Origin of the sequence: Phreatobacter sp. AB_2022a, assembly GCF_026847585.1 — a bacterium.
Lineage (GTDB): Bacteria > Pseudomonadota > Alphaproteobacteria > Rhizobiales > Phreatobacteraceae > Phreatobacter.
In genome coordinates, this window is record NZ_JAPSET010000030.1 from 24,320 (window position 1) to 48,527 (window position 24,208).

Here is a 24,208-nt window from a genome sequence, read left to right on the forward strand (position 1 = left end):
CTAGCGGCCGCCTTCGCGCCCGAGGCGGGCGAGCTTGCGGTGCAACGTGGCGCGGCTGACGCCGAGCAGGCGGGCGGCGGCCGAGACATTGCCGCCGGCACGGGCCAGAGCGCGCTGCACGGCGCCGCGCTCGGCGGCGGCGAAGGCCTCGTGGTCCTCGGCAGCCGTTTCGGCGAGGAGATCGTCGGCCGGGAAGGGCCGGGCGAGGCGCGCTTCCGTCAGGCCGTAGGCCATGCGCGCGGCCCGGTTCGCGCCGATCACCAGGTCCTCGCGGTCGACGGCGAGAAGCCCGTTGGCGCCGCGACCATTGTCCGGGCCGACCACGACGCGGGCGTGGCGGTAGGTCTCGCGGAAATGGCGCGCCTCGATCCGCTGCGCCGCGTCGCCCGTCGCCGCCGCGATCAGCTTCAGCATGGCAGGCGTCAGGTCCGAACGACAGGTCGACACGTCGAGGGCGCCGGCAAGCCGGCCGTCGGCATCGAAGATCGGTGCGACGGTGCAGCTCAATCCGATATTGCGGGTGAGGAAATGCTGGTCGCGATGGATGGTCAGCGGCCGGCCCTCGGCAAGGCATGTGCCGACGCCGTTGGTGCCTTCGCTGGCCTCGCTCCAGACCATGCCGGTCCAAAGCCCGTAGCCGAGGAAGTCGACATCATCGCCGGCGACGCCACGCCGGTCGAGCGGCACGCCCGCGCCGTCGGTCAGGAGCACGCAGCAGCCGGCCTCTCCGACCGCCTGGAACAGCCGGTCGATCGCCGGCTGCGCGAGACGGACGAGGTGCTCGAGCCGTTCGAAAGCGAACGCAAATTCCGCGCCGCTGAGGCGCCGTGGCGGCCGGTCGTGATTGGGGTCGAGGCCGTGCTTGCGCAGGGACCGGGACCAGGAGGCAGCCACCGCCGACTGGGCCGCCGCGGCCCTGTCGCTCAGCGTCGCATAGACGAGATCGGCGTGATGCGGTCCCTGGGATGCCATCATGCCCGTCACCAGTTTGGCTGGATTTCGTGTCGATTTTCGCGATGAGAGAAGCGTTCTCTATCGCCGGCATGCAATTTTGAAGCTATTTCGGCTCCATTTCGCGGATAAGTCAATCGCCGTGTCTTTGGCCCCCTACAGCAGATCTTCCGCCGCGCTCGTCTTCGGATCCTGCGGCCGCGGCCTCAGGATCGCGTAGTTGCCGTTGGCCTGGGCGATCAGCTTGTCGTCCAGGTAGAGGCGCGAATCGAGATTGGCGATGTTGCGGCCGCGATTCAAAAGCTCGGTCTCGCAGCGCACCAGGCCGGCCCGGGCCGGACGGAAATAGGTCATCTTGATCTCGATGGTGGCGCAGCTCTCGCCGGCTTCGAGGGTCGGGTAGAGCGCCACGCCCATGCCGGTATCGGCCAGCGCGTAGAGCACCGCGCCGTGGGTCACGTCGTGCGGATTGTGGTGGATCTCGGGGACGATCTCGATCGAGCAGGTGCTGCGCCCGGCACCCTGGGCATCGATGCGCAGCCTGATCACGTCGGCGAAGGGATGGTGCTGCAGCCGTCCCGGCAATCGGGTCAAGGTGATCTCCCCTTGGCATGTTCGTTGTCGAAGCCGGCCGTCGGAACGGCAGGCTTTGGGCATGATGAACCGCGCGCGGCGTGGCGTCACCGTGGCCGAGAGACAGGTCGGCAGCGCGGCGGCTCTGACGCATGGCCGGCGACGGCGCGCGCGGAATCGCGTCTTATGCGCAGCGTCCCGTTTCCCGAGGCCACGATGTCCGACGCACCGGCCGGCGCGCCTGCTCTGAAAGAGATCTTCAACCGCGCGCGGCTGGAGCATTTTGCCGTCGAGACGCAGGCGATCGCATGCGGCTTCGATGCCGAGCGCTTTCTCGCGCTCGCCTGCGACCGGCTCGACGATCTGAGCATCATGCAGCGGCTCAGGCGCGTCGCCGAAACCTTTCACGCGACGCTGCCGGGCCCCTTCGAGGCCAATCTGGAAACCCTGCGGGCGCTGGCGCCGCGCATCGAGCATGGTTTCGCGGCCATCGCCCTGTCCGAATATGTCGCGCTCTACGGGCAGGACCGCTTCGATGCGTCGATGGCGGCGCTCGCCTTTTTCACCCGCTTCGGCTCGGCGGAGTTCGCGATCCGGCATTTCCTCATCCGCGATCTCGACCGCACCCTGTCCGTGATGACCGCCTGGGCGGAGGACGACAACGAGCATGTCCGGCGCCTCGCCAGCGAAGGCGCCCGGCCGCGGCTGCCCTGGTCGTTCCAGCTGCGGCCGCTCATGGAGGATCCGGCCCGCGCATGGCCGATCCTCGATGCGCTGAAGGCCGATCCGAGCCTCTATGTGCGCAAGTCGGTGGCCAATCATCTCAACGACGTCACCAAGGACCATCCGGCCTGGGTGCTCGCGCGGCTGGCCGGCTGGCCGCGGGCCCAGCCGCATACGGCCTGGATCGTCAGGCAGGCGCTGAGGACCCTGATCAAGCGCGGCGATGCCGGGGCGCTGGAGCTGATGGGGGCCGGGCGCGGGGCGCAGGTTCTTGTCGCCGATTTCGCGGTCGAGCCGGCACGCATCGCCCTCGGCGAGCGCATGAGCCTGTCGGCAAGGCTCGTCTCGACCGCGGCCGAGCCGCAGAAGCTGATCGTCGACTATGCCGTGCACTACGTCAAAAAGAACGGCCGCGCCGCGCCCAAGGTCTTCAAGCTCAGGGAGATCGTGCTGGCGCCGGGGATGGAAGAGACCGTGGCGATCAGCCAGGTCATTCGTGATTTCACCACGCGCAAGCATCATGCCGGCCATCACCGCGTCGAGCTTCTGGTCAATGGCCGAAGCCTTGCCGACGGCGGTTTCCTGCTCGAAGCCTAGGGTCGCGTGCCGGCGCGTCCTGTCCGCGCGGAGCGCCGCCGGCGTCGCTCGAAAACGCCATGGGGCAGCGGTCGCGCACGATCCTTCAAGACGCCGGCCGCCGCGGCGGCCACCATGCCGTCCGTTCAGGGGGGAGGCCGGGTCATGGAGACGGTGAATGCGACGGGTGGTTTGGTGCAGCCGCTCGCCGGCCTGGTGCTCGCTGCCCTCGTCGTCATGGGCAGCCCGGGGCCCGCGACCGTCAGCGCCACGGCGATGGGCGCGGCCTTCGGCCTCAGGCGTTCGTCGGCCTATGTGGCCGGGCTGATCCTCGGCACCACCGCGGTGCTGCTGGCAGTCGCGGCTGGGCTCGTCTCGCTGCTGATGTCGCAGCCGCGGCTCGCGCCCGTGCTGCTCTGGCTCTCGGCCGCCTATATCGTCTATCTCGCGGTGCGCATCGCCATGGCGCCGCCCCTGTCGGACGAGGGCCCGGCAGGGGCCGCTCCGTCGCTCGCGGGCGGCCTGCTGCTGGCCGTCGCCAATCCCAAGGCCTATGTCGCGATCGCCGCGGTCTATGCCGGCACGCGCCTTGCCGGCATGCCGCCGCTTGCCGAGGCCGGGGTCAAGATCGCGGTGCTGACGGCGATGATCGTCGTCATCCATGTCGCGTGGCTGGTGGCAGGGGCGAGCTTCGCGCGGCTGCTGCGCCATCCCGTCGCCGCGCGCGTTATCAACGTGGCCTTCGCGCTGGTGCTGCTCGCAACCGTTGTCGTCGGGCTCTGATCGACGCCGCCGCGATCCTACCGGCCGCGCCAGTTCGGCGCGCGCTTTTCGGCAAAGGCCGTGGCGCCCTCGCGGGCATCCTCGGAGGTGAAGATGGGGCCGACGATCTCCTGCTGCCGCGCCCACATCTGGTCTTCCGGCCAGAGGCGGGATTCCGCGATCACCTGCTTCGAAGCCCTCACGGCGAGCGGACCGTTGGCGGCGATCGCGGCCGCCAGCTCGAGCGCGGCCTCCAGCGCGGGCCCGTCCGTCAGCCGGTTGATGATGCCGAGCTGATGGGCGCGCTCCGCCGTGAAGAATTCCCCGGTCAGCGCATATTCCATGGCAATGCGGACCGGCATCTGCCGGGGCATGCGGATCAGTCCGCCGGCGGCGGCGGTCAACCCCCGTTTCACCTCGGGAATGCCGAACTTCGCGCCCCGGTTGGCGACGATCAGGTCGCAGGAGAGTGCCACTTCCATGCCGCCGGCCAGCGCGTAGCCGTCGACCGCCGCGATCAGCGGCTTTTTCGGCAGGGATTCGGTCAGGCCGGCAAAGCCGCGGCCCGCGATGGACGGGCGCTCGCCGCGCAGGAAGGCCTTGAGGTCCATGCCGGAACAGAAGGTGCCCCCCGCGCCGGTGATGATGCCGACGGTGAGCGCGTCGTCGGCATCGAGGCGGTCGATGGCCGCGGCCATGCCCGCGGCAAGCGCCGCATTGACGGCGTTCTTCGCCTCGGGGCGATTGAGAGTGATGATCAGAACCGCGCCGCGCGTTTCGGTCAGCACGGGTGAAGTCGGATCCCCGGTCATTGGCATGGCCTCCTGGAAAAAAGCCACTGTCTCAATTTTCCAGTGCCGGGCGCAAGGAAGGCGAATGGCGGGGGCCGCCGGTCAGCCGAAATGGACCGCGAGCCAGACGGTCGGCTCGCCCATTGCCGTCCAGACGACGCGGTGGCGGCAGCGCGCGGGAATGAACAGGTGGTCGCCGGGCTTGAGATCGGTTTCGCCCCGGCCGTCCAGCCAGAGCCGTGCCGCACCCTTGAGCACCAGCACCCATTCGTCATGGTCCTGGTCATAGGGTTCGTTCTCCGGCGTCGTCTGGCCGGTGGAGACGATCCGCTCGATCCGCAGGCCCGGCCGATCGAGGATCGCGGTGAAGAGTTCCGCCTCCGCCCGATCGGGCAGATCGTCGAACAGATTGGCCACCGGCATCTCCCTCGCGTCAGCTCCTCAGCCCCGGCGCCTCCTGGCCGGTGCGCGCGACATATTCGGTATAGCCGCCGCCATAGGCATGGACGCCCTCGGGGGTGAGCTCGAGCACGCGGTTCGACAGGGCGGCCAGGAAATGCCGGTCGTGCGAGACGAACAGCATGCTGCCCTCGTAGCTCGACAGCGCCGCGATCAGCATTTCCTTGGTGGCCATGTCCAGGTGGTTGGTCGGCTCGTCCAGGACCAGGAAGTTCGGCGGATCGTAGAGCATCAGCGCCATGACGAGGCGCGCCTTCTCGCCGCCCGACAGGACCCGGCACTTCTTGTCGATGTCGTCGCCGGAAAAGCCGAAGCAGCCGGCGAGCGCGCGGAGCGAGCCCTGGCCGGCCTGGGGGAACTGGTCCTCCAGCGCCTCGAACACGGTGCGCTCGCCGTCGAGCAGCTCCATGGCATGCTGGGCGAAATAGCCCATCTTGACGCTCGCCCCGAGGCTGGCCGTGCCGGCATCCGGCGCGCTGGCGCCGGCGACCATCTTGAGCAGCGTCGACTTGCCCGCGCCGTTGACGCCGAGCACGCACCAGCGTTCGCGCCGGCGCACCTGGAAGTCGAGGCCGTCGTAGATGACGCGGTCGCCATACCGCTTGGCGATGCCCTTCAGGCTCGCCACGTCCTCGCCGGAGCGCGGCGCCGGCGGGAAGTCGAACATCACGGTCTGGCGGCGCTTCGGCGGCTCCACCCGATCGATCTTCTCAAGCTTCTTCACCCGGCTCTGCACCTGGGCGGCATGGGAGGCGCGCGCCTTGAAGCGCTCGATGAAGGCGATCTCCTTGGCGAGCATGGCCTGCTGGCGCTCGAACTGCGCCTGCTGCTGCTTTTCGCTCAAGGCGCGCTGCTGCTCGTAGAAGGCATAGTCGCCGGAATAGGAGGTGAGGCTGCCGCCATCGATCTCGATCATCTTGGTGACGATGCGGTTCATGAACTCGCGGTCGTGCGAGGTCAGCATCAGCGCGCCGTCGTAGTCCTTGAGGAACTGTTCGAGCCAGATCAGGCTTTCGAGATCGAGGTGGTTGCTCGGCTCGTCCAGCAGCATGGCATCCGGGCGCATCAGGAGGATGCGGGCAAGCCCGACGCGCATCTTCCAGCCGCCGGAAAGCTTGCCGACATCGCCGTCCATCATGTCCTGTGAGAAGCCGAGACCGGCCAGGACCTCGCGTGCCCGGCCCTCGAGCGCATAGCCGCCGAGCTCCTCGAACCGCGCCTGGACCTCGCCGTAGCGCTCGATCAGCGTATCCATGGCGTCGGCCTGGTCGGGATCACCCATCGCCGCCTCCAGCGCCTTCAGCTCGGCCGCGACCGCGCTGACCGGCCCGGCGCCGTCCATCACCTCGGCTACGGCGCTGCGGCCGGACATGTCGCCGATATCCTGGCTGAAATAGCCGATGGTGACGCCGCGATCGATCGAGATCTGCCCCTCGTCGGGCAGTTCCTCGCCGGTGATCATGCGGAACAGGGTGCTCTTGCCGGCGCCGTTCGGACCGACGAGGCCGATCTTCTCGCCGCGCTGCAGGGCGGCCGAAGCCTCGATGAAAATGATCTGCCGGCCGTTCTGCTTGCCGATATTTTCCAGGCGAATCATACCTAAACGCATCTCTTCAACATCATCTCGGCGCGCATTTAGGCGATCCGGGCTGCGGACGGAAGGCCGGAGACGCAAAGCGGCCCTGGCCCTCTTCCCCATTTTTGCGTCCTGGCCTATCGATCAGCGATATGGCCCGACCGACTCTTGCCGATGTGGCGCGCCTTGCCGGTGTGGATGTCTCGACCGCCTCGCGCGTGCTGCGCGGGGAGGCGGCGCAGCGCATTCGCGACGACACCCGCGAACGCATCCTGCAGGTCGCGCGCGAGCTCGACTACCGCGCCAATGCCTTCGCCCGGGGCTTGCGCACCGCGCGGTCGTCGACGCTCGGCATCGTCGTGCCGCAGCTCGACAATCCGGTCTTCGCCGCGGCCATCGAGGGCGCCGAGGCGGCCGCCGCCGAACACGGCTTCTCGCTGCTCATCGCGCACCGGGCCCCCGGCGCGCGCGAGGCGGGCGCCTACCGCCGGCTCAGCGAGGGCAACCGGGTTGACGGGCTGCTGGTGGCGAGCCTCGACGACGACGATGTCCTGCTGGGCGAGCTCGAGGCGACACGCACCAACTACGTCCTGCTCAACCGCACGCTCGCCGGCTCGCGCTATTCGGTGGTGCTCGACAGCCGTGCCGCGACCCGGATCGCGCTCGACCATCTCGTTGCCTTCGGCCATCGGCGCATCGCCCATCTCGCCGGGCGACCCGGCGGCTTCAATGCCGGCGAGCGCCTGGCCGGCTATCGCGAAGGGCTTGCCGCGCACGGCATCGCCTTCGATCCGCAGCTCGTCGCTGTCGCCGGCTATACCGCCGAGGGCGGCGCCGCGGCCATGCGCGAGCTGATCGACCGGCGGCCGACGGCCGTGCTGGCGGCAACCCTCGTGTCGGCGGCGGGCGCCATGGCCGTGCTGCACGAGGCGGGGCTGCGCATTCCCCAGGACGTCTCGGTGATCGGCCTGCACGACGCGGCGGTCGCCACCATGCTCTATCCCGCGCTCACCACGGTGCGCATGCCGACCGGCCGGATGGGGCGGCTTGCCGCCGAGATCCTGGTCGGGCTGGTCGGCGGCGGCACGCCGGAGCCGGTCGCTCCGCTCGCGCCCGAGCAGCTCGTCGTGCGGGCATCGACCGGGCCGGCGCCGGCGGCCTGACGGAGCGGGCAGGGCGGCAAGCCCGCGGCAGGCGCTGCTTTCGGCACGGCTTCCATGCGCTGACGGAACCGTCTTGACGGCCGCGAATCTTTCCGACAGTCTTTTGAACAAACGATTGTGCAAAATGCACAAAGGCATCTGGGAGGATGCGCGATGGGCTTGCCACGCCGCGCCTCCCTTTGGAGGTGTTCATGACCGAACGAACGATTGCCGCCGCCCGGGCCAGCGACCTGGCGCCCTCAGCGCTTGCCGAAGCCTTCGCGGCCGTCGTCGGTCCGGAGCATGTGCTCGCCGGCTTCGAGGAGCGCCTCGGCTATGCCCGGGACCGGCTGCCCTACGCCGTGTTCCGCGAGCGGATCGGCGAGCTTGCCGGCGTGGTGCCGCAACTCGCCGTCCGCCCGGCCGATGCCGGCGAGGTGGCACGCGTCGTGCGCCTCGCCCACGAGCGCGGCATTCGCCTCATTCCCTACGGCAACGGTTCCGGCGTGCTCGGCGGCGCCATTCCCCTCGGCGGCGAGGTGATGCTGGATCTGAGACGCCTCGACGGCATCGTGGCGCTCAATCCCACCGATGCCATGGTGACGGTGCGCGCCGGCATGAACGGCGCGGCTTTCGAAAAAGCCCTCAACGAGGCCGGGTTCACCACCGGCCACCTGCCGCAGTCGATCGAGATCTCGACCGTCGGCGGCTGGGCGGCCTGCCGCGGCGGCGGCCAGGCGAGCAGCCGCTACGGCAAGATCGAGGATATCGTCGTCGGCCTGAAGGCGGTGCTGCCCGACGGGACGCCGATCGAGGTGCGTCCCGTGGCGCGCCGCTCGGTCGGGCCGTCGATCCGCGACATCCTGGTCGGCGGCGAGGGCGCCTTCGGCGTCATCACCGAGCTGACCCTGCGCATCTGGAAGAAGCCGGAGATCGAACGCGGTGTGGTGCTCGCCTTCCCGACGCTCGCCGCCTCGCTCGATGCCGCGCGCGACATCATGCAGGCCGAGATCAGGCCAAGCATCGTCCGCCTCTACGATGCGGTGGAGAGCGCCGACCGCACGGCCGGCATCGCGCTGTTCAAGGCCAAGCCCTTTCTCGCCGTGCTCGCCTTCGCCGGTTGCGAGCCGCTGGTCTCGACCGAACAGGAGATGGCGCTGGCGATCGCCGCGCGCCACGGCGGCGAGGTCGGCCCGAGCGATCCCTATGACCACTGGCTCGCCAATCGCTACGTCGCCTATTCGCAGAAATGGCATGCCGCCGGCTATTTCAACGACACGATCGAAGTCACCGGCAACTGGTCGGTGCTGCCGGGCCTCTATGCCGCCATCGACGCCGCCGTCCGTGCCATTCACCCGAAGCTCCATTTCGGCGCGCACTGGTCGCACGTCTATCCGGAAGGTGCCTGCCAATACATGACCATCCGCCTGCCGCCGATGCCGGAAGCCGAGGCGCTGCCGCTGCATGCCAGGCTCTGGGAGGCCGTCGAAGGTCTGACGCTCGACCATGGCGGCTCGATCGCCCACCACCACGGCGTCGGCCTGTTCCGCAATCCCTGGCTGAGGCGCGAGCTCGGTGCGGGTCTCGACCTGCTGCAGACGATCAAGGACGCCATCGATCCCGGCAATCTGCTCAATCCGGGCAAGCTCGGCCTGAGGCCGGCCGCTGGCGCGGTGGACATCCGTCATGGCTGAGCATGAGCCCATCCTCATCGGCATCGATCTCGGTGCCGGCTCGCTGAAGGTCAGCGCGATCCGCGCCGACGGCAGCCTGGTGGCCGAGGCTTCGGCACCGGTCGCGACCGCGGCGCCCGAGCCGGGCTGGAGCGAGCAGGATCCGCACGACTGGTGGCGCGCCGTGATCGCCGCCGTGCCCGTCGTCGCCGAGGCCGCCGGCCGGGCCGGGCGGATCGCCGCCATCTCGTTCTCCGCCGGCGCCCATACCCAGGTGCTGGAGGATGCCGCCGGCCGGGTCATCCGCCCGGCGATCCTCTGGAACGACCAGCGCAGCCGGGCCGAGACGCAGGAGCTGCGTGACCGGGCCGACAGGCGCATCCTCGACATCGGCGCCAACCGCGCCAATCCGACCTGGACCCTGCCGCAGATGCTGTGGGTCCGGCGCCACGAGCCGGAGGCCTTCGCGCGTGTCGCGCGGCTCTATCTCGCCAAGGACTGGCTGCGCTCGCGCTTCACCGGCACGTTCGAGACCGACACGATCGACGCGCTCGGCACGTTGATGATGGATGCCCATGCCGGCACATGGTCGGAAGAGCTGTGCGGCATGATCGGCTGGCCGATGGCGAGCCTGCCGCCAATCGTCGCGCCCGGGGCCGTTGTCGGCCCGGTCACCGCCGAGGCGGCGCGGCAGACCGGCATCCCCGAGGGCACGCCGGTCGTCTGCGGCACGTCGGATACGGCGGCCGAGACCTTCGGCGCCGGCATGGTGCGGCAAGGCCTCGGCGTCGTGAAGCTCGCCACCGCCGCCACCGTCAACGTGCTGTCGCCAACCGCCCGGCCGGATTTCGCGCTGATCAACTATTTCCACGTCGTGCCGGAGCACTGGTACGTCATCGCCGCCACCAATTCCTGCGCCTCGGCGCACAAATGGCTGCGCGACACCTTCTTCAAGCGTCCCGGCGAGGAGGGCGGTCCGGTGTTCGACCATATGGACCGGCTGGCGGCAGCGGTCGCTCCGGGCGCGGAAGGCCTGTTCTTCCACCCCTATCTCAACGGCGAGCGCAGCCCGCACTGGGATCCGCTGCTGCGCGCCGATTTCGTCGGCGCGGGCTTCAACCATGGCCCCGGTCATTTCGTGCGCGCGCTCTACGAGGGCGTCGCCTATTCGCTGCGCGACTGTCTGGAGGTGCTGCGCGAGCGCGATCTCGGCTTCACCACGGCACGACTGACCGGCGGCGGCGCCCGTTCGGCGGTCTGGCGTCAGATCGTCGCCGACGTTCTGGGCGTGACGGTGGAACTGCCGGCGGTCGCCGATGCCTCGTTCGGCGCGGCGCTGGTTGCCGGCCTCGGTGCCGGCGTCTTCGCCGACACCGATGCTGCAGCCCATGCGGTCAAGATCATCGCGACGCACGAGCCGGAGCCCGCGCGGGCGGCCGTCTATGACAGGGGCTTCCCGATCTACCGCGACATTCAGCGGGCGCTGGCGCCGATCAACCACCGTATTCACGACTTCGTCGGGGGGCGCTGAGCCATGGCCAAGGTTTCACTGGCCCGGGTGCGCAAGGCCTATGGCGGCGTCGTCGCCGTGCATGGCTTCGACCTCGACATTGCCGACGGCGAATTCGTCGTCTTTCTCGGCCCGTCCGGCTGCGGCAAGTCGACGACGCTCCGGATGATCGCCGGCCTCGAGGAGATCACGTCGGGCAGCATCCACATCGGCGCGCGCGACGTCACCCGGCTCGAGCCGAAGGACCGGAACATCGCCATGGTGTTCCAGAACTACGCGCTCTATCCGCACAAGACGATCTACGAGAACCTCGCCTTCGGCCTGCGCATCCGGCGCATGGATCCGGCCGAGATCGACCGGCGCGTGCGCCGGGCCGCGGCCATGCTGGGGCTCGACGAGTTCCTGGCACGCAAGCCCAAGCAGCTCTCCGGCGGCCAGATGCAGCGCGTCGCGCTCGGCCGCGCCCTGGTGCGCAATCCCGACGTCTTCCTGCTCGACGAGCCGCTGTCGAACCTCGACGCCAAGCTGCGGGTACGCATGCGCGAGGAGATCGCGCGCCTCCACCAGGAGGTCGGCACCAGCATGGTCTATGTCACCCACGACCAGGTTGAGGCGATGACGCTCGCCAACCGCATCGTGATCATGCGCGACGGCCATGTGCAGCAGGTCGGCCGGCCGCTCGAGGTCTATGACCGGCCGGCCAACCTGTTCGTCGCCGGCTTCATCGGCTCGCCCGAAATGAATCTCATCGAGGGCCGGATCGCGGGCGGCGCCTTCGTCGCCGGTGGCCTGTCGGTGCCGCTTGCCGAGGGCACGCCGGCGCGCGACGGCGAGGAGGTGGTGCTCGGCATCCGCCCGGAACATGTCGCGGTGGGCGAGACGCCCGGCGCCGTCGGCTTCGACATTCGCGTCGCCGAGCAGCTCGGCGCCCAGACCCTGTCGATCGGCGAGGCGGCCGGCGTGCGCCTCAGGGTCCTGACCGAACGGTCCGACACGCTCGGCGCCGACCAGCGCCTTGCCGTCGGCCTGCCGGCGCACCGGCTGCATCTGTTTGCCAAGTCCACCGGCCAGCGCCTGGACGCCGGCCGCGCATAACGGACATCAAAACGGGGAGGACATGACATGACCAACAGGACGGGACCGGGCGGCCTCGATCGCCGCGTGCTGATCAAGGCCGCCGGCCTTGCGGCGGCCACCACCGCGCTCGGCGCGCCCGCGGTGTACGGCCAGGGCAAGAAGACGCTGAGGTTCCTCAACACCGAGACCTCGATCGACAGCATCAGGGCGCTGCGCGTCGCCTGCGCCGAATACGAGCGGCAGCACGGCACCCGCGTCGTCGTCGACAGCGTGCCGCTCGACGACGCCTTCACCAAGGTGACGACCTCGCTGCGCGGCGGCCAGCCCTACGACATCGCGACCTTCGCCTTCGTCGGCCACGTGCTGATCCTCGCCTCCGAGGGCCAGTTGATGCCGCTGACGGAGCTGACCTCGAAGCGGCAATGGGGCCCGAAGATCCTGTTTCCGATCAAGAACGAGGTCTACTGGTACCCCTATGACTACAACCTCGCCTGGATCTACTACCGCAAGGACCTCTACGAGGCGAAAGGCCTCGCGGTTCCGAAGACCTGGGCCGACTTCCTGAAGAACGCCCAGACGCTCAACGGCGAGGGCCGGTCGGGCGCGCTGTTCCCGATCGGCTCGAACGGCGCCACCAACTGGCTGTCGCCGGGCTTCATGTGGGCGGAGGGCGTCAGGCTGTTCGACGACAAGTGGAACGTCGTCATCGACAATGCCGAGATGGCGCCGAAGGTGACCCGCTATCTCGACTTCTTCGCCGACCTCTACAAGACCATGCCGTCGGGTTCGAGCCAGGCGAGCTTCGGCGAGGTCCTGTCGAACTTCGCCTCCGACAAGGTGGCCCACACCGCCTATGCCGGACGCATCATCGAGGCGCTGGAGCGCACATCGCCCGCGCTTGCCGGCAAGTACGGCATCACGCCCTATATGGACAGCGCCGGCCGCGCCAAGGCGGTCAATCACGGCTATGACGGCTGGGTCGTGCTGAAGACCGGCAATTCGGACGAAGCCATGAAGTTCATGGCCTGGTTCACCGAGAACCACTACATCAACTTCCTGCACACGGCGCCGCTGCACTTCCAGCCGCCGCGCCTCGACGTCTATGACGACGAGCGCTGGCGCGCCCATCCGCTGATCGAGAAGCACAAGGACGCGGTGGAGGCCATGCGCGGCTTCATCACCGACAAGGCGATGATCCTCACCTCCATCGATACCGAGGGGCCGGAGCCGGATCTCAGGCCCGGCAAGGTGTTCGAGGCCTTCGTCGTGCCGGAAATGCTGCAGAACCGCATCCTGAAGAACATGTCCTCGGCCGACGCCCTGAAGGCGGCCGCCGAAAAGATGCGCAAAGTCATCGCCTGATCCTCAAAGGCCCGGCCGGCCGCGCCGGCCGGGCTTCCTCATCGGGGCGTTCTCGTGAATTCCAAGGCAACGATCTATTCCTTCCTCGGCGTCGGCATGGCCGTGACGCTGGCGCTGATCGTGGCGCCGGTGGTCTATGCGGTCAGCCTGTCGTTCTACCGGCTCGATTCGTTCGTCGGCACGCCGCAATGGGTCGGCCTCGGCAACTACATCGCCGTGCTGTCGCTGCCGGAATTCTGGAGCGCCCTGACCAACGGCCTCATCTATTCGTTCGGCTCCATCGTGCTGCAGCTGGTGCTGGGCATCGGCTTCGCCCTGGTGCTGAACGAGGTGTTTCCCGGCCGCAACTTCGTCCGCGGTCTGTCGATCCTGCCCTATCTGCTGCCGACCGTCGTCGTGGTGCTCACCTTCAAATGGATGGTCGACGGCTCGATCGGCATCATCACGGCCGGCATCGCAGCGCTCGGGCTGCCGCCGGTCAACTGGTTCGAGAGCCCCGGCGCGGCCATGACCTCGGTCATCTTCGTCAGCGTCTGGATGTGGACGCCCTTCGTCACGACCTGCTTTCTCGCCGCGCTCCAGACCGTGCCGGCCTCGCTCTACGAGGCGGCGCGGGTCGACGGCACCACCGCCGTGCAGCGCTTCTTCCATATCACGCTGCCCATGCTGAAGCCGATCCTGACGGTCGTCGTGCTGCTCCGGGCGATCTGGATGTTCAACAAGTTCGACGTGATCTGGCTGCTGACCCGCGGCGGGCCGGTCGGCGCGACCGAGCACCTGGCGATCCTGTCCTACCGCCACGCCTTCTCGCTGTTCGACATCGGCGGCGGCGCGGCCATCGCCACCATCTCGTTCCTGATCCTCTCGGTGGTGGTCTTCATCTACTTCCGCCTGTTCCCGCTGGAGACCGAGTGACCGCCATGACGCGCTCCCTCAGCGCCCGCATCGGGCTTGCCGCCGCCGCCGTCGTCATCTCCGTCTATTCGGCCTTCCCGATCTACTGGATGGTGGTGTCGAGCCTGCGCGAGCCGACCAGCCTGCTGCACAAGATCTCGCTCGCGCCCGGGCCGTTCACGCTGGAATATTATTCCAACCTCCTGGAACTGACCGACTATCCCGCCCACTTCGTCAACAGCGTCATCGTCGCCGTGGTGACGGTGGTCGCCACCATGATCTTCTCGATCATGATCGCCTATGCCGTGACCCGCCACCGCATCCGCGGCAAGAAGCTGATCGTCGGGGCGATGCTCTACGCCTACATGTTCCCGCCGCTGCTGATCGCCATTCCGATGTTCGCGATCTTCGCCAAGCTTGGCCTCAGCGACAGCCTGACCGGCCTCATCGCCTCGCATCTCACCCTCACCCTGCCGCTCGGCGTCTGGTTCCTCTGGGGCTTCTTCAAGAACATGCCGTTCGAGCTCGAGGAGGCGGCGATGGTCGACGGCTGCACCCGGCTCGGCGCCTTCCTGCGCGTCGTGCTGCCGCTGTCGCTGCCCGGCCTCATCACGGTGGCGATCTTCTCCTTCCTGCTGTCCTGGACCGACTACACCTTCGCGCTGATCATGATCGGCTCGGATGCCAACAAGACCTTGCCGGTGGGGCTCGCCTCGATGGTCGGCTCGTTCGACCTGCGCTGGGGCGAGATCATGGCCGGCTCGACACTGATCGCCCTGCCGCTGTTCGGCGCCTTTGCGCTGCTCAGCCAATATTTCATTCAAGGGCTCGGCGCCGGCGCCGTGAAAGGATGACGCATCATGGATTTCGGATTGAAGGGCAAGGCGGCGCTGGTCACCGGCGCGGCGCGCGGCATCGGCAAGGCCGAGGCCCTGGCGCTCGCCGGTGAAGGCTGCGCCATCGCCATCAACGACATCGACGCGGCCGAGGCCGAAAAGACGGTCGCCGAACTGCGCGAGGCCGGCGTCCAGGCCGTCACCGCGATCGGCGACGTCTCCGAACCCGAGGGCGCCGAACGGGTGGTGGCGGCGGCCGCCGCCGCGCTCGGCGGGCTTGCCATCCTCGTCAACAATGCCGGGGCAGGGGGACGCCATCTCGGCGCCCGCGCCGAGGACATGGCGATCGACGATTTCGACATCATCCTGCGCACCCATCTGCGCTCGACCTTCCTCTGCAGCAAATATGCCGTGCCGGTCATGCGCGCGGCCGGCTTCGGCCGTATCGTCAACACCTCCTCGATGAACGTGACGGGCGGCGGGCGGCCCGGCGTCACCAACTATTCCGCCGCCAAGGCCGGTGTGCTCGGCTTTACCCGCACGCTCGCGAAGGAGGTCGGCGCCGGCGGCATCACCGTCAATGCCATCGCGCCCGGCTATGTCGAGACCGACCTCATCGCCGGCTTCTCGCCGGAAAAGCGGGCCGTGGTCACCGGCCAGAACCCGCTCGGCCGGTTCTGCCAGCCGGAGGAGGTTGGTGCGCTCATCGCCTTCCTGTGCTCGACCCAGGCCGCCTTCATCAACGGCGCGCTGATCTGCATGGACGGCGGCAAGCGCGACTTCCATTGGGGGGATGCATGACCATCAGGACCTTCGGCGGACCGCATCGCTACATCCAGGGGCCGGGCGCGCTCGCCGAGCTCGGGCCGATCCTCGCAGCCTATGGCCGGCGCGCCTTCGTCGTCGCCGACGCGGTCGTCGCCGGCCTCCTTGGCGAGCGGCTGTCGGCAGCGGTCCAGGGGCATGTCGACAGTCTCGTCTTCGGCGATTTCGGCGGCGAGTGCACGGCTGCCGAAATCGACCGGATGGCGGCGGCGGCGGGCGCGGCGGGCGCGGATGTGGTCGTCGGCCTCGGCGGCGGCAAGGCGATCGACACCGCCAAGGGCGTGCGCATCGCCCGTGGCGGCGGCCTCGTCATCGTGCCGACGATCGCCTCCAACGATTCTCCCACCAGCCGCCTCGCCATCGTCTACACGGCCGATCACGTGCTGAGCGAGGTCCGCCTGATGCCGACCAATCCGGACGCGGTCGTGGTCGATACCGGCGTGATCGTCGCCGCGCCGGTGCGCTTCTTCATCGCCGGCATCGGTGACGCCCTGACCAAGAAGTTCGAAGCCGAGCAGTGCTACCGCACCGGCGGGCAGAATTTCTACAAGGCGCGGCCACCGGAGATCGCTCTCGCCATTGCCGACCGCTGCTACCAGATCATCAGGACACAGGGCGAGGCGGCGACCGCCGCGGTGCGGCGCGGCGAAGCGGGCGATGCGGTCGAAAGCGTCGTCGAGGCGACCATCCTGATGAGCGGGCTCGGTTTTGAGAACGGCGGCCTGTCGCTCGCCCATTCGCTGACCCGTGGTCTCTCGGCACTGCCGTCGGTCGCCGGCGCGCTGCATGGCGAACAGGTCGCCTATGGCCTCATCGTGCAGCTGGTGATGGAAGGCCGCGACGAGGCCTTCATGAGGGATATCAGAGCCTTCTACCGGACGCTCGGACTGCCGCTGAAGCTCGCCGATCTCGGCGCGGACGGCGAGATCGGCGCTGCATTGACGATGATCGCCGAGCGGACGATCCGCGAAGCGCCCTATATCAGGCAGATCGAGGCGCCGATGAACGTCGCGACGCTGAAGGCAGCGCTGGCGCATGTCGAGGCGGCGGCGTGACCAACGGCGCGTGCCCGCGCCCTGTCCAACGGCACGGCGGCATCGTTCCGGTCCAGGCGATTGTCCACATGCGCCGGCCGGCCGACGATTGACAACCTGCACGCGAACCGGCTTGTTCCTTCGTGCGGACGCGTCCGGGAGACAAGCCGGCCTTCCGCCCGTTGTCATGGGTGGCTCGTGGAGCGTTCGGTGCCTGGTCTCCCCGCCGGTATGCAGGTTCGTGACCTGATCCGCCATTCGGATGGACGAGGCTCGCTCATGGAGCTCTTCCGGCACGAATGGGAGCTCGGCTGCGAGGTCAGGCAATGGAATGTCGTGGACAGCCGGGCCGGCGTTCTGCGCGGCGTGCACGTCCATGTCACGCACTGGGACTATCTGACGGTGATCGCCGGCACGCTGCTGCTCGGCCTGCATGACCTGCGGGAGGACAGCCAGACCGCGGGCCTGTCCTGCTTCCTGCGCCTTGACGGCGACAGTCCGCGTGCCGTGTCGATCCCGCCCGGCGTCTGCCACGGTTTCTATTTTCCCCGTGCTACGGTGCTTGTCTACGCGGTCTCGGAATATTGGAATCCGGCGGACGAGCTTGGCTGCCGTTTCGATAGTCCGGAGCTCGGCCTGGAATGGCCGGAGACAGCGCCGATCCTGTCGGAACGCGACCGGGCGGCCTCGGGCTATGACGAGATGCGTCGGCTCTACCGCGATCTCGTTTCCGCCCGGGCGGGCGCACCGTGACGACCATCGGTCTCGTCGGCTATGGCCGCTGGGGGAAGCTCATCTTCCGCGACCTGAGGGCGCTCGGCGTGGATGTCCATGTCGCCGTCCCGAGCGAGGCGTGCCGTGCCGCCGCCGCTGCCGCCGGCGCCGTAGGCACCTGCGCGGCGGCTGAGGGTCTGCCGCCTTGCGAGGGCTATGTCGTCGCGACACCGACCGTCCTCCATGCCGGGACCGTGGCGTGCCTGCTGCCGCGAGGCCGGCCCATCTTCGTCGAGAAGCCGCTCACCAACGACGTCGTGGCGGCGCGCCGGCTCGTCGCCGAGGGGCGCGACCTGATCTTCGTGATGGACAAGTGGCGCTATCATCCCGGCATCGTCGAACTTGGGCGCCTCGTGCGCTCGGGGGCGCTCGGCGAGATCGTCTCGCTGCGCAGCTTCCGGCTCGGCTGGGGCAATCCGCATCACGACGTCGACGCCATCTGGATCCTGCTCCCGCACGACCTGGCGATCACTCTGGAGGTGCTCGGTCACCTGCCGGAGCCGGCATTCGCCATGGCAGGCCCGGCCTGCCACGCCAGCGGCGAGCTTTTCGCGGTGCTGAGGGACGGCGAAGCCGGTCCGCGCGTCACGCTGGAAATCTCCGAGCGGCACCCCGCCACCCGTCGCGCGGTCACGGTGACCGGCAGGCTGGGCGCTGCCCAGCTCGCCGACAGCTATGACGATCGGGTCCTGATGATGGCGGCGAACGATCCGCCGGGCGCGAAGCCGCGCGAGATACCGGTCGGGAAGGACATGCCGCTGTTTCTCGAGCTGGAAGCCTTCGTCCGCTACCTGGCCGGTGGCACGGCGCCGAAATCCTCGGCTTCCGATGCCCTCACGATCGTCGAGCGCATCGACGCCATCAGGCGGATCGCGGGACTCGCCTGACATGGACGTTCCGCTCTTCACCGTCCTTCTGCCCGTCAATCGCTCGCCGGAACTGCTGCCGCTGGCGATCGAGAGCGTGCTGACCCAGAGCGAGCCGCGCTTCGAGCTGTTCGTCATTTGCGACGGGCCGCCGCGTGCGACCGTCGCCTGTGCCGAGGATTGGGCCGCGCGCGATCCGCGCATCAGGGTCTTCGATCTGCCGAAAGGCGAACGTCACGGCGAGGCGCATCGGCATCGCGCGCTCGAAGCGGCGAGGGGCGTTTATGTCGCCCAGCTCGGCGACGATGATCTCTGGTTTCCGGACCATCTGATGGAGCTGGCCAGCCTGCTGGACCGGGCGGACTTCGGCAATCTGCTGCAGGCGGACATCGCGCCCGACGGCGCGATCCATACCCATCCGGGCGATCTCGCGGATCCGGCGGTCCGCGAGGCGATGCTGACGACGGCCTGGAACTTCTTCGGCCCGTCCTGCGCGGGCTATCGGCTGGAGGCCTATCGGCGCCTGCCTGTCGGCTGGAGCCCGGCGCCGCCTGACGTCTGGACCGATCTCTTCATGTGGCGGAAGTTCCTGATCCGCGCCGACCTTGTCTTCGTGACCCGGCCCGCCGTGCAATGCGCGCGGCTTCCCGCGAGTCTGAGGCAGCATCTCATGCCGGCGGAGCGCGCGGCTGAAAATCAAGCCATGGCCGCGCGTTTCGCGTCCCGGCGCGGGCGGGCGGACTTCCAGGCGGCGGCGCTCGCCAGCTGGAACGCCAACACGCTGGCATGGAAGCTTGGCCCGATGCTCGCGGCATCGGCCGGCCAGGGCGACGAGTTGCAAGCCCTCCGTCGGGAGCATGATGCCGCCCTGCTCGAGCTGGAGGAACGGCTGCAGGCTCGCCAGCAGGCGCACGATACCGCCTTGTGCCAGCAGAACGAGCAAGTGCAGGCGTGGCGGCAAGCCTACGAGACGGTCCTCGCCTCGACCTCCTGGAAGATCACCGCGCCGATGCGGCGGGTTGCGAGGGCTCTCGGAAGACGGCCGTGACGCGCGTTCCAGGGCCAGCGGAGCGCGCGACGGCTTGAGCCGTGCTCGCCGAAACGGTCCGGATCACCGCACGGATCTCCCGATCATGTGATCAATCGTGTCCGATCGGTAATCCGCGGGCCATCGTTCAGACAGGTCGCAGCCGGTCTACTCGCCGTGACGGGGCACATATGCCGTTGGCGCGGTCATGCCCTCGCGCGCCGACCGGCGGCTCCGCTTCATCGCTCGCGCGAGGAGTTTCGGTGCCATGGCATTCCAGTCCGACATGTCCGATCACGCGACGCACGAACGCCGCGACGCGGTCGAGATCGTCACGGCGAAGAGCGAGCCGGGATTTGATCCAGGCCCTCCCGATCCGAACGCGCCGGGCGCGCCGCCGACCGGGCCCGGTTCCGGAGCCGGTCGGGCCGAGGTGTTGGCGCCGCTGCGCGGCGGGCGGGCCGTCCGGTGGCTTGCAGGCCCCTTCGTGCTGCTGCTGGCGGGCGGGGCCTGGCTCTGGTGGGCGCCGGCGCCGCCGGCCGCCTCGTCGGCCGCTCCCGCGCCGGCCGTCCCCGTCGAGACCGCCGAGGTCGTGCGCGCCGACCTGCCGGTCTACGATCGCGGCCTCGGGACGGTGCAGGCCTTCAACACGGTGACGATCAAGGCCCGGGTCGACGGCCAGATCCAGACGATCGCCTTCACCGAGGGGCAGAAGGTCAGCAAGGGCGACCTGCTGGTCCGGCTCGATCCCGCACCCTATCAGGCGGCCTATGACCAGGCGGTGGCGAAGAAGACCCAGGACGAAGCCCAGCTCGCCAATGCCCGGCTCGACCTGCAGCGCTACCAGCAGCTCGCCGTCAGCAATTATGCCTCGCGCCAGCAGCTCGACACCCAGAAGGCGCTGGTCGCCCAGCTCGAAGCGACGATCCGGGTCGACCAGGGGGCGATCGACGGAGCCAAGGTGCAGCTCGACTACACCACCATCACCTCGCCGATCGACGGCGTCGCCGGCATCCGCCAGGTCGATATCGGCAATATCGTTCATGCCGGCGATGCGACCGGCATCGTTGTGGTCACCCAGCTGCAACCGGTCTCGGTGGTCTTCACCCTGCCCGAGGAGGAGCGGCAGAGCGTTGCGGCCGCGATGGCGGCGGGGCCGGTCGCGGTCGCCGCCCTGTCGCGCGACGGCATAACCGAACTCGACCGGGGAACCGTCCTGCTGATCGACAACGAGATCGACCAGGGCACCGGCACGATGCGGCTCAAGGCGACCTTCCCGAACCCGGGCAACGCGCTCTGGCCCGGCCAGTTCGTCAATGTCCGGCTGCTGGTGCGCATGGAAGAGGGCGTCACGACGGTTCCCGCGGCAGCCGTGCAGCGTGGCCCGAACGGGCTCTACGCCTATGTCGTCCGGTCCGACCAGACGGTCGAAATGCGCGCCATCGCCGTCGCGCGCACGGAAGGCACCGACAGCGTCGTCACGGCCGGCCTGCAGCCGGGTGAGGTGGTGGTGACGGCCGGACAATATCGGCTCGATCAGGGCACGCGGGTGGCTGCGAAGCCGGCCCGGGCAGCGGCCACGGCGAGGGATCGGTCATGAACGTCTCGACGCCCTTCATTCAGCGCCCGGTCGCGACATCGCTGCTCATGGCCGGCCTGTTCCTCGTCGGGCTGGTCGCCTATCCGATGCTGCCGGTGGCGCCGCTGCCGCAGGTCGACTTTCCGACGATCCAGGTTTCGGCGTCGTTGCCCGGGGCGAGCCCGGAAACCATGGCCTCTTCGGTCGCCTCTCCGCTCGAGCGGCAGTTCGCGCAGATCCCCGGCGTCACCGAGATGACCTCGTCGAGTTCGCTCGGCGCCGCGTCGGTGGTCGTGCAGTTCGACCTCAATCGCAATATCGACGCCGCGGCCCAGGATGTACTCGCCGCGATCTCGGCGGCCAGCGCGCAATTGCCGAAGAACCTGCCGAGCAACCCGACCATCCGCAAGGTCAACCCGGCCGATGCGCCGATCATGGTGCTGGCCGTCCGTTCCGACGCGCTGCCGCTGACCATGGTGGACGACTATGCCGAGAACGTCCTGTCGCAGCAGATCTCACAGATTGCCGGGGTCGGCCTCGTCACGATCGGCGGCCAGCAGAAGCCGGCGGTGCGGGTGCAGCTCGACCCCGTCAAGCTCGCCGCCCTCGGCATCGGCCTCGACGACGTCGCCGGCACGATCGGCAATGCCACGGTCGACGCCCCGAAAGGTTCGCTCAACGGCGCGACGCGCAACTTCACCATCTATGCCAACGACCAGTTGACCGCGGCGCGGCCCTGGAACGACGTCATCATCGGCTATCACAATGGCGCGGCGGTGCGCGTCCGCGATGTCGGCCGGGCGATCGACGGCCCGGAGGACCGGACGCTCGCCAACTGGGTGCCCCAGGGCGCCAGCATCGGCCTGATCGTCTTCAAGCAGCCGGGCGCCAACGTGGTCCAGACGGTCGGCGCGATCCGGGCGGCCCTGCCGCAGCTGAGCGCAGCCATGCCGGCCTCGATCAAGGTCTCGACGGTCATCGATCGGACCCAGACGATCCAGGCTTCGGTTCACGACGTGCAGTTCACCCTGATCGTCACCGTCGTCCTCGTGGTGATGGTGATCTTCCTGTTCCTGAGGAACATCTGGGCCACCATCATTCCCGCGGTGACGCTGCCGCTGGCGCTGCTCGGTACGGCCGCGCTCATGTATGCCTGCGGCTTCAGCCTGGACAATCTGTCGCTGATGGGCCTGTCGATCGCCGTCGGTTTCGTCGTCGACGATGCCATCGTCATGCTGGAGAACATTCACCGCCACATCGAGGAGGGGCTGTCGCCGCTCGCCGCCGCCTACAGGGGCGCGGGCGAGATCGGCTTCACCATCCTGTCGATCAGCATTTCGCTGGTCGCCGTGTTCATCCCGCTGCTGCTGATGGGCGGCATTGTCGGGCGCCTGTTCCGCGAATTCGCCATGGTCGTCACCATGACCATCCTCGTCTCGGCCGTGGTGTCGCTGACGCTGACGCCGATGATGTGCTCGCGGCTGCTGCGGCCGGAGCGGGAGCAGCGCCATGGCCGGCTGTTCCTGATGACCGAGCGTGGCTTCGACTGGCTGCTGGCGCGCTATGCGGCCGGTCTCGACGTCGTGCTGCGCCATCGGCGCGCGACGCTCGGCGTCTTCCTGCTGACCGTCGCCGCCACGGCAGCGCTCTATCTCGCCGTGCCCAAGGGCTTCTTCCCGCAGCAGGATACCGGCGTCATCGTCGGCTTCGCCGAGGCCGGCCAGGACGTCTCGTCGACCGAGATGAACCGGCTCATGCACAAGCTGACCGATGTGGTTGCGCGCGATCCCGACATCGCGACCTGGTCGGCTTCGCTCGGCGGCCAACGCGCCACCAATACCGGCACGGTGTTCATCGCCCTGAAGCCGCGCGACCAGCGCCGGGCGACGGCCGACCAGATCATCAACCGGCTGAGGCCCGAACTTGCCAAGGTGCAGGGCGCGGCGCTGTTCCTGCAGGCGGCGCAGGACCTGAATGTCGGCGGCAAGCTGTCGCGCACGCAGTTCCAGTATACGCTGCGCGGCGCCGACCTCGCCCAACTGAACACCTGGGCGCCACGGCTCCTGGCGAAGCTCAAGACGCTGCCCGAGCTACGCGGGGTGGCGACCGACCAGCAGGCCGAGGGCACGACCCTGTCGGTCAGGATCGACCGCGACCAGGCCGCCCGTTTCGGCATCCAGCCGGCGCTGATCGACCAGACACTCTACGATGCCTTCGGCCAACGCCAGGTGACCCAGTATTTCACCCAGCTCAACGCCTATCACGTGGTCATCGAGGCCAATCCGGGGCTTGCCGATGATCCCGACGTGCTGAGCAAGATCTACGTGAAGTCACCGCTGACCGGCCAGCAGATCCCCCTGTCGACACTGGCGCGCTTCGACACGGGCGGGGTCTCCTACCTCTCGGTCAACCATGCCGGCCAGTTTCCGGCGGTGACGCTGTCGTTCAACCTCGCACCCGGCGTCGCGCTCGGGCAGGCCGTGGACATCGTCGAGCAGGCGGTTGCGGCGATCGGCATGCCGGCCTCGATTTCGGGAAGCTTCCAGGGCTCGGCCCAAGCGTTCCAGGCCTCGCTCAAGACCCAGCCCTATCTGATCCTGGCGGCGCTGGTTGCCGTCTACATCATCCTCGGCGTGCTCTACGAAAGCTACATCCACCCATTGACCATCCTGTCGACCCTGCCGTCCGCCGGCGTCGGCGCGCTGATCATGCTGATGGCCTTCCGCTTCGACCTGTCGGTCATCGCCATGATCGGCGTGCTCCTGCTGATCGGCATCGTCAAGAAGAACGGCATCATGATGGTGGATTTCGCCATCCATGCCGAGCGCGAACGGGGGCTCTCGCCGGTCGAGGCGATCCGGCAGGGCTGCCTGCTGCGCTTCCGGCCGATCATGATGACGACCATGGCGGCTCTGCTCGGCGCGCTGCCGCTGATGCTCGGCAGCGGCACGGGCTCGGAACTGCGCCAGCCCCTCGGCTACACCATGGTCGGCGGCCTGATCCTGAGCCAGGTCCTGACCCTGTTCACCACGCCGGTCGTCTATCTCTACCTCGACCGGTTCGTGCGCCGTCACCCCGCGCCCGAGGCCGGACTGCCGCGCGCCGGCCCGCGGACCTTGCAGCCCGGGCCGGCCGAGTAGCCGGCGGCGCGGCCTGCGAACCATGGCCGGAACCGCGAAATCCGGCTAAAGCTGCGGC

Annotated in this window: 21 protein-coding genes; 16 read left to right on the forward strand and 5 right to left on the reverse strand. The window is 68.6% G+C overall.

Features of this window, described 5'->3' with window-relative positions:
* Complete coding sequence (locus OZ671_RS20500; RefSeq protein ID WP_268862479.1) at positions 1-975, reverse strand: GAF domain-containing protein; 975 nt, start codon at positions 973-975, stop codon at positions 1-3.
* Positions 976-1,107: 132 nt separating this feature from the next.
* Entirely contained in the window at positions 1,108-1,545 is a 438-nt protein-coding gene (locus tag OZ671_RS20505; RefSeq protein WP_268862480.1) for a PaaI family thioesterase, read from the reverse strand.
* A gap of 195 nt (positions 1,546-1,740) precedes the next feature.
* Here OZ671_RS20505 and OZ671_RS20510 point away from each other — a divergent pair, with 195 nt between their 5' ends.
* Complete coding sequence (locus OZ671_RS20510) at positions 1,741-2,844, forward strand: DNA alkylation repair protein (RefSeq protein ID WP_268862481.1); 1,104 nt, start codon at positions 1,741-1,743, stop codon at positions 2,842-2,844.
* Between the two features lie 144 nt (positions 2,845-2,988).
* Positions 2,989-3,606: a LysE family translocator gene (locus OZ671_RS20515; protein ID WP_268862482.1), complete on the forward strand. Its 618-nt coding sequence runs from the start codon at positions 2,989-2,991 to the stop codon at positions 3,604-3,606.
* A 17-nt stretch (positions 3,607-3,623) separates the two neighbouring features.
* Here OZ671_RS20515 and OZ671_RS20520 read toward each other — a convergent pair whose 3' ends face one another.
* The 3 genes from OZ671_RS20520 to OZ671_RS20530 form a co-directional block, all read right to left on the reverse strand.
* Positions 3,624-4,397: a crotonase/enoyl-CoA hydratase family protein gene (locus tag OZ671_RS20520; RefSeq protein WP_268862483.1), complete on the reverse strand. Its 774-nt coding sequence runs from the start codon at positions 4,395-4,397 to the stop codon at positions 3,624-3,626.
* 81 nt (positions 4,398-4,478) lie between these two features.
* On the reverse strand, positions 4,479-4,799 hold the full coding sequence (locus OZ671_RS20525; RefSeq protein ID WP_268862484.1) for a cupin domain-containing protein: 321 nt from the start codon (positions 4,797-4,799) through the stop codon (positions 4,479-4,481).
* A 10-nt stretch (positions 4,800-4,809) separates the two neighbouring features.
* Positions 4,810-6,432 (reverse strand): ABC-F family ATP-binding cassette domain-containing protein, encoded by a 1,623-nt coding sequence (locus OZ671_RS20530; protein ID WP_268862485.1) that lies wholly within the window; start codon positions 6,430-6,432, stop codon positions 4,810-4,812.
* Positions 6,433-6,563: 131 nt separating this feature from the next.
* On the opposite strand from OZ671_RS20530, the gene OZ671_RS20535 reads away from it, so the two are divergent.
* The 14 genes from OZ671_RS20535 to OZ671_RS20600 all read left to right on the forward strand — a co-directional run bounded on the left by OZ671_RS20535 (position 6,564) and on the right by OZ671_RS20600 (position 24,150).
* The gene (locus tag OZ671_RS20535; RefSeq protein ID WP_268862486.1) at positions 6,564-7,574 is read left to right on the forward strand and encodes a LacI family DNA-binding transcriptional regulator; all 1,011 of its coding nucleotides are present in this window, start codon (positions 6,564-6,566) and stop codon (positions 7,572-7,574) included.
* 191 nt (positions 7,575-7,765) lie between these two features.
* Positions 7,766-9,247, forward strand: a complete 1,482-nt coding sequence (locus OZ671_RS20540; protein ID WP_268862487.1) for an FAD-binding oxidoreductase — start codon at positions 7,766-7,768, stop codon at positions 9,245-9,247.
* Positions 9,240-10,757 (forward strand): xylulokinase, encoded by a 1,518-nt coding sequence (gene xylB / locus OZ671_RS20545; RefSeq protein WP_268862488.1) that lies wholly within the window; start codon positions 9,240-9,242, stop codon positions 10,755-10,757. Before OZ671_RS20540 ends, xylB begins: the two co-directional genes overlap by 8 nt.
* Before the next feature lie 3 nt (positions 10,758-10,760).
* Positions 10,761-11,831 (forward strand): ABC transporter ATP-binding protein, encoded by a 1,071-nt coding sequence (locus OZ671_RS20550; RefSeq protein WP_268862489.1) that lies wholly within the window; start codon positions 10,761-10,763, stop codon positions 11,829-11,831.
* Positions 11,832-11,858: 27 nt separating this feature from the next.
* A complete protein-coding gene (locus tag OZ671_RS20555; RefSeq protein WP_268862490.1) occupies positions 11,859-13,175 on the forward strand; it encodes an ABC transporter substrate-binding protein in 1,317 nt (438 codons plus the stop codon).
* A 54-nt stretch (positions 13,176-13,229) separates the two neighbouring features.
* Complete coding sequence (locus tag OZ671_RS20560) at positions 13,230-14,090, forward strand: carbohydrate ABC transporter permease (protein ID WP_038306006.1); 861 nt, start codon at positions 13,230-13,232, stop codon at positions 14,088-14,090.
* 5 nt (positions 14,091-14,095) lie between these two features.
* The gene (locus tag OZ671_RS20565; protein WP_268862491.1) at positions 14,096-14,923 is read left to right on the forward strand and encodes a carbohydrate ABC transporter permease; all 828 of its coding nucleotides are present in this window, start codon (positions 14,096-14,098) and stop codon (positions 14,921-14,923) included.
* A 6-nt stretch (positions 14,924-14,929) separates the two neighbouring features.
* Positions 14,930-15,706 carry an SDR family NAD(P)-dependent oxidoreductase gene (locus OZ671_RS20570; protein ID WP_268862492.1) on the forward strand — a complete coding sequence of 259 codons (777 nt, stop codon included), beginning with the start codon at positions 14,930-14,932 and terminating at the stop codon, positions 15,704-15,706.
* The gene (locus tag OZ671_RS20575) at positions 15,703-16,785 is read left to right on the forward strand and encodes a glycerol dehydrogenase (protein WP_268862493.1); all 1,083 of its coding nucleotides are present in this window, start codon (positions 15,703-15,705) and stop codon (positions 16,783-16,785) included. Before OZ671_RS20570 ends, OZ671_RS20575 begins: the two co-directional genes overlap by 4 nt.
* 210 nt (positions 16,786-16,995) lie before the next feature.
* Entirely contained in the window at positions 16,996-17,517 is a 522-nt protein-coding gene (locus tag OZ671_RS20580; protein WP_268862521.1) for a dTDP-4-dehydrorhamnose 3,5-epimerase family protein, read from the forward strand.
* Entirely contained in the window at positions 17,514-18,425 is a 912-nt protein-coding gene (locus tag OZ671_RS20585; RefSeq protein ID WP_268862494.1) for a Gfo/Idh/MocA family protein, read from the forward strand. The genes OZ671_RS20580 and OZ671_RS20585 overlap by 4 nt, the downstream gene beginning before the upstream one ends.
* Position 18,426: 1 nt before the next feature.
* Positions 18,427-19,452, forward strand: coding sequence for a glycosyltransferase family 2 protein (locus OZ671_RS20590; protein WP_268862495.1), 1,026 nt, complete (start codon positions 18,427-18,429; stop codon positions 19,450-19,452).
* Between the two features lie 247 nt (positions 19,453-19,699).
* Positions 19,700-21,031 (forward strand): efflux RND transporter periplasmic adaptor subunit, encoded by a 1,332-nt coding sequence (locus tag OZ671_RS20595; RefSeq protein WP_268862496.1) that lies wholly within the window; start codon positions 19,700-19,702, stop codon positions 21,029-21,031.
* Positions 21,028-24,150 (forward strand): multidrug efflux RND transporter permease subunit, encoded by a 3,123-nt coding sequence (locus OZ671_RS20600; RefSeq protein WP_268862497.1) that lies wholly within the window; start codon positions 21,028-21,030, stop codon positions 24,148-24,150. Before OZ671_RS20595 ends, OZ671_RS20600 begins: the two co-directional genes overlap by 4 nt.
* Positions 24,151-24,208 lie beyond the last annotated feature (58 nt).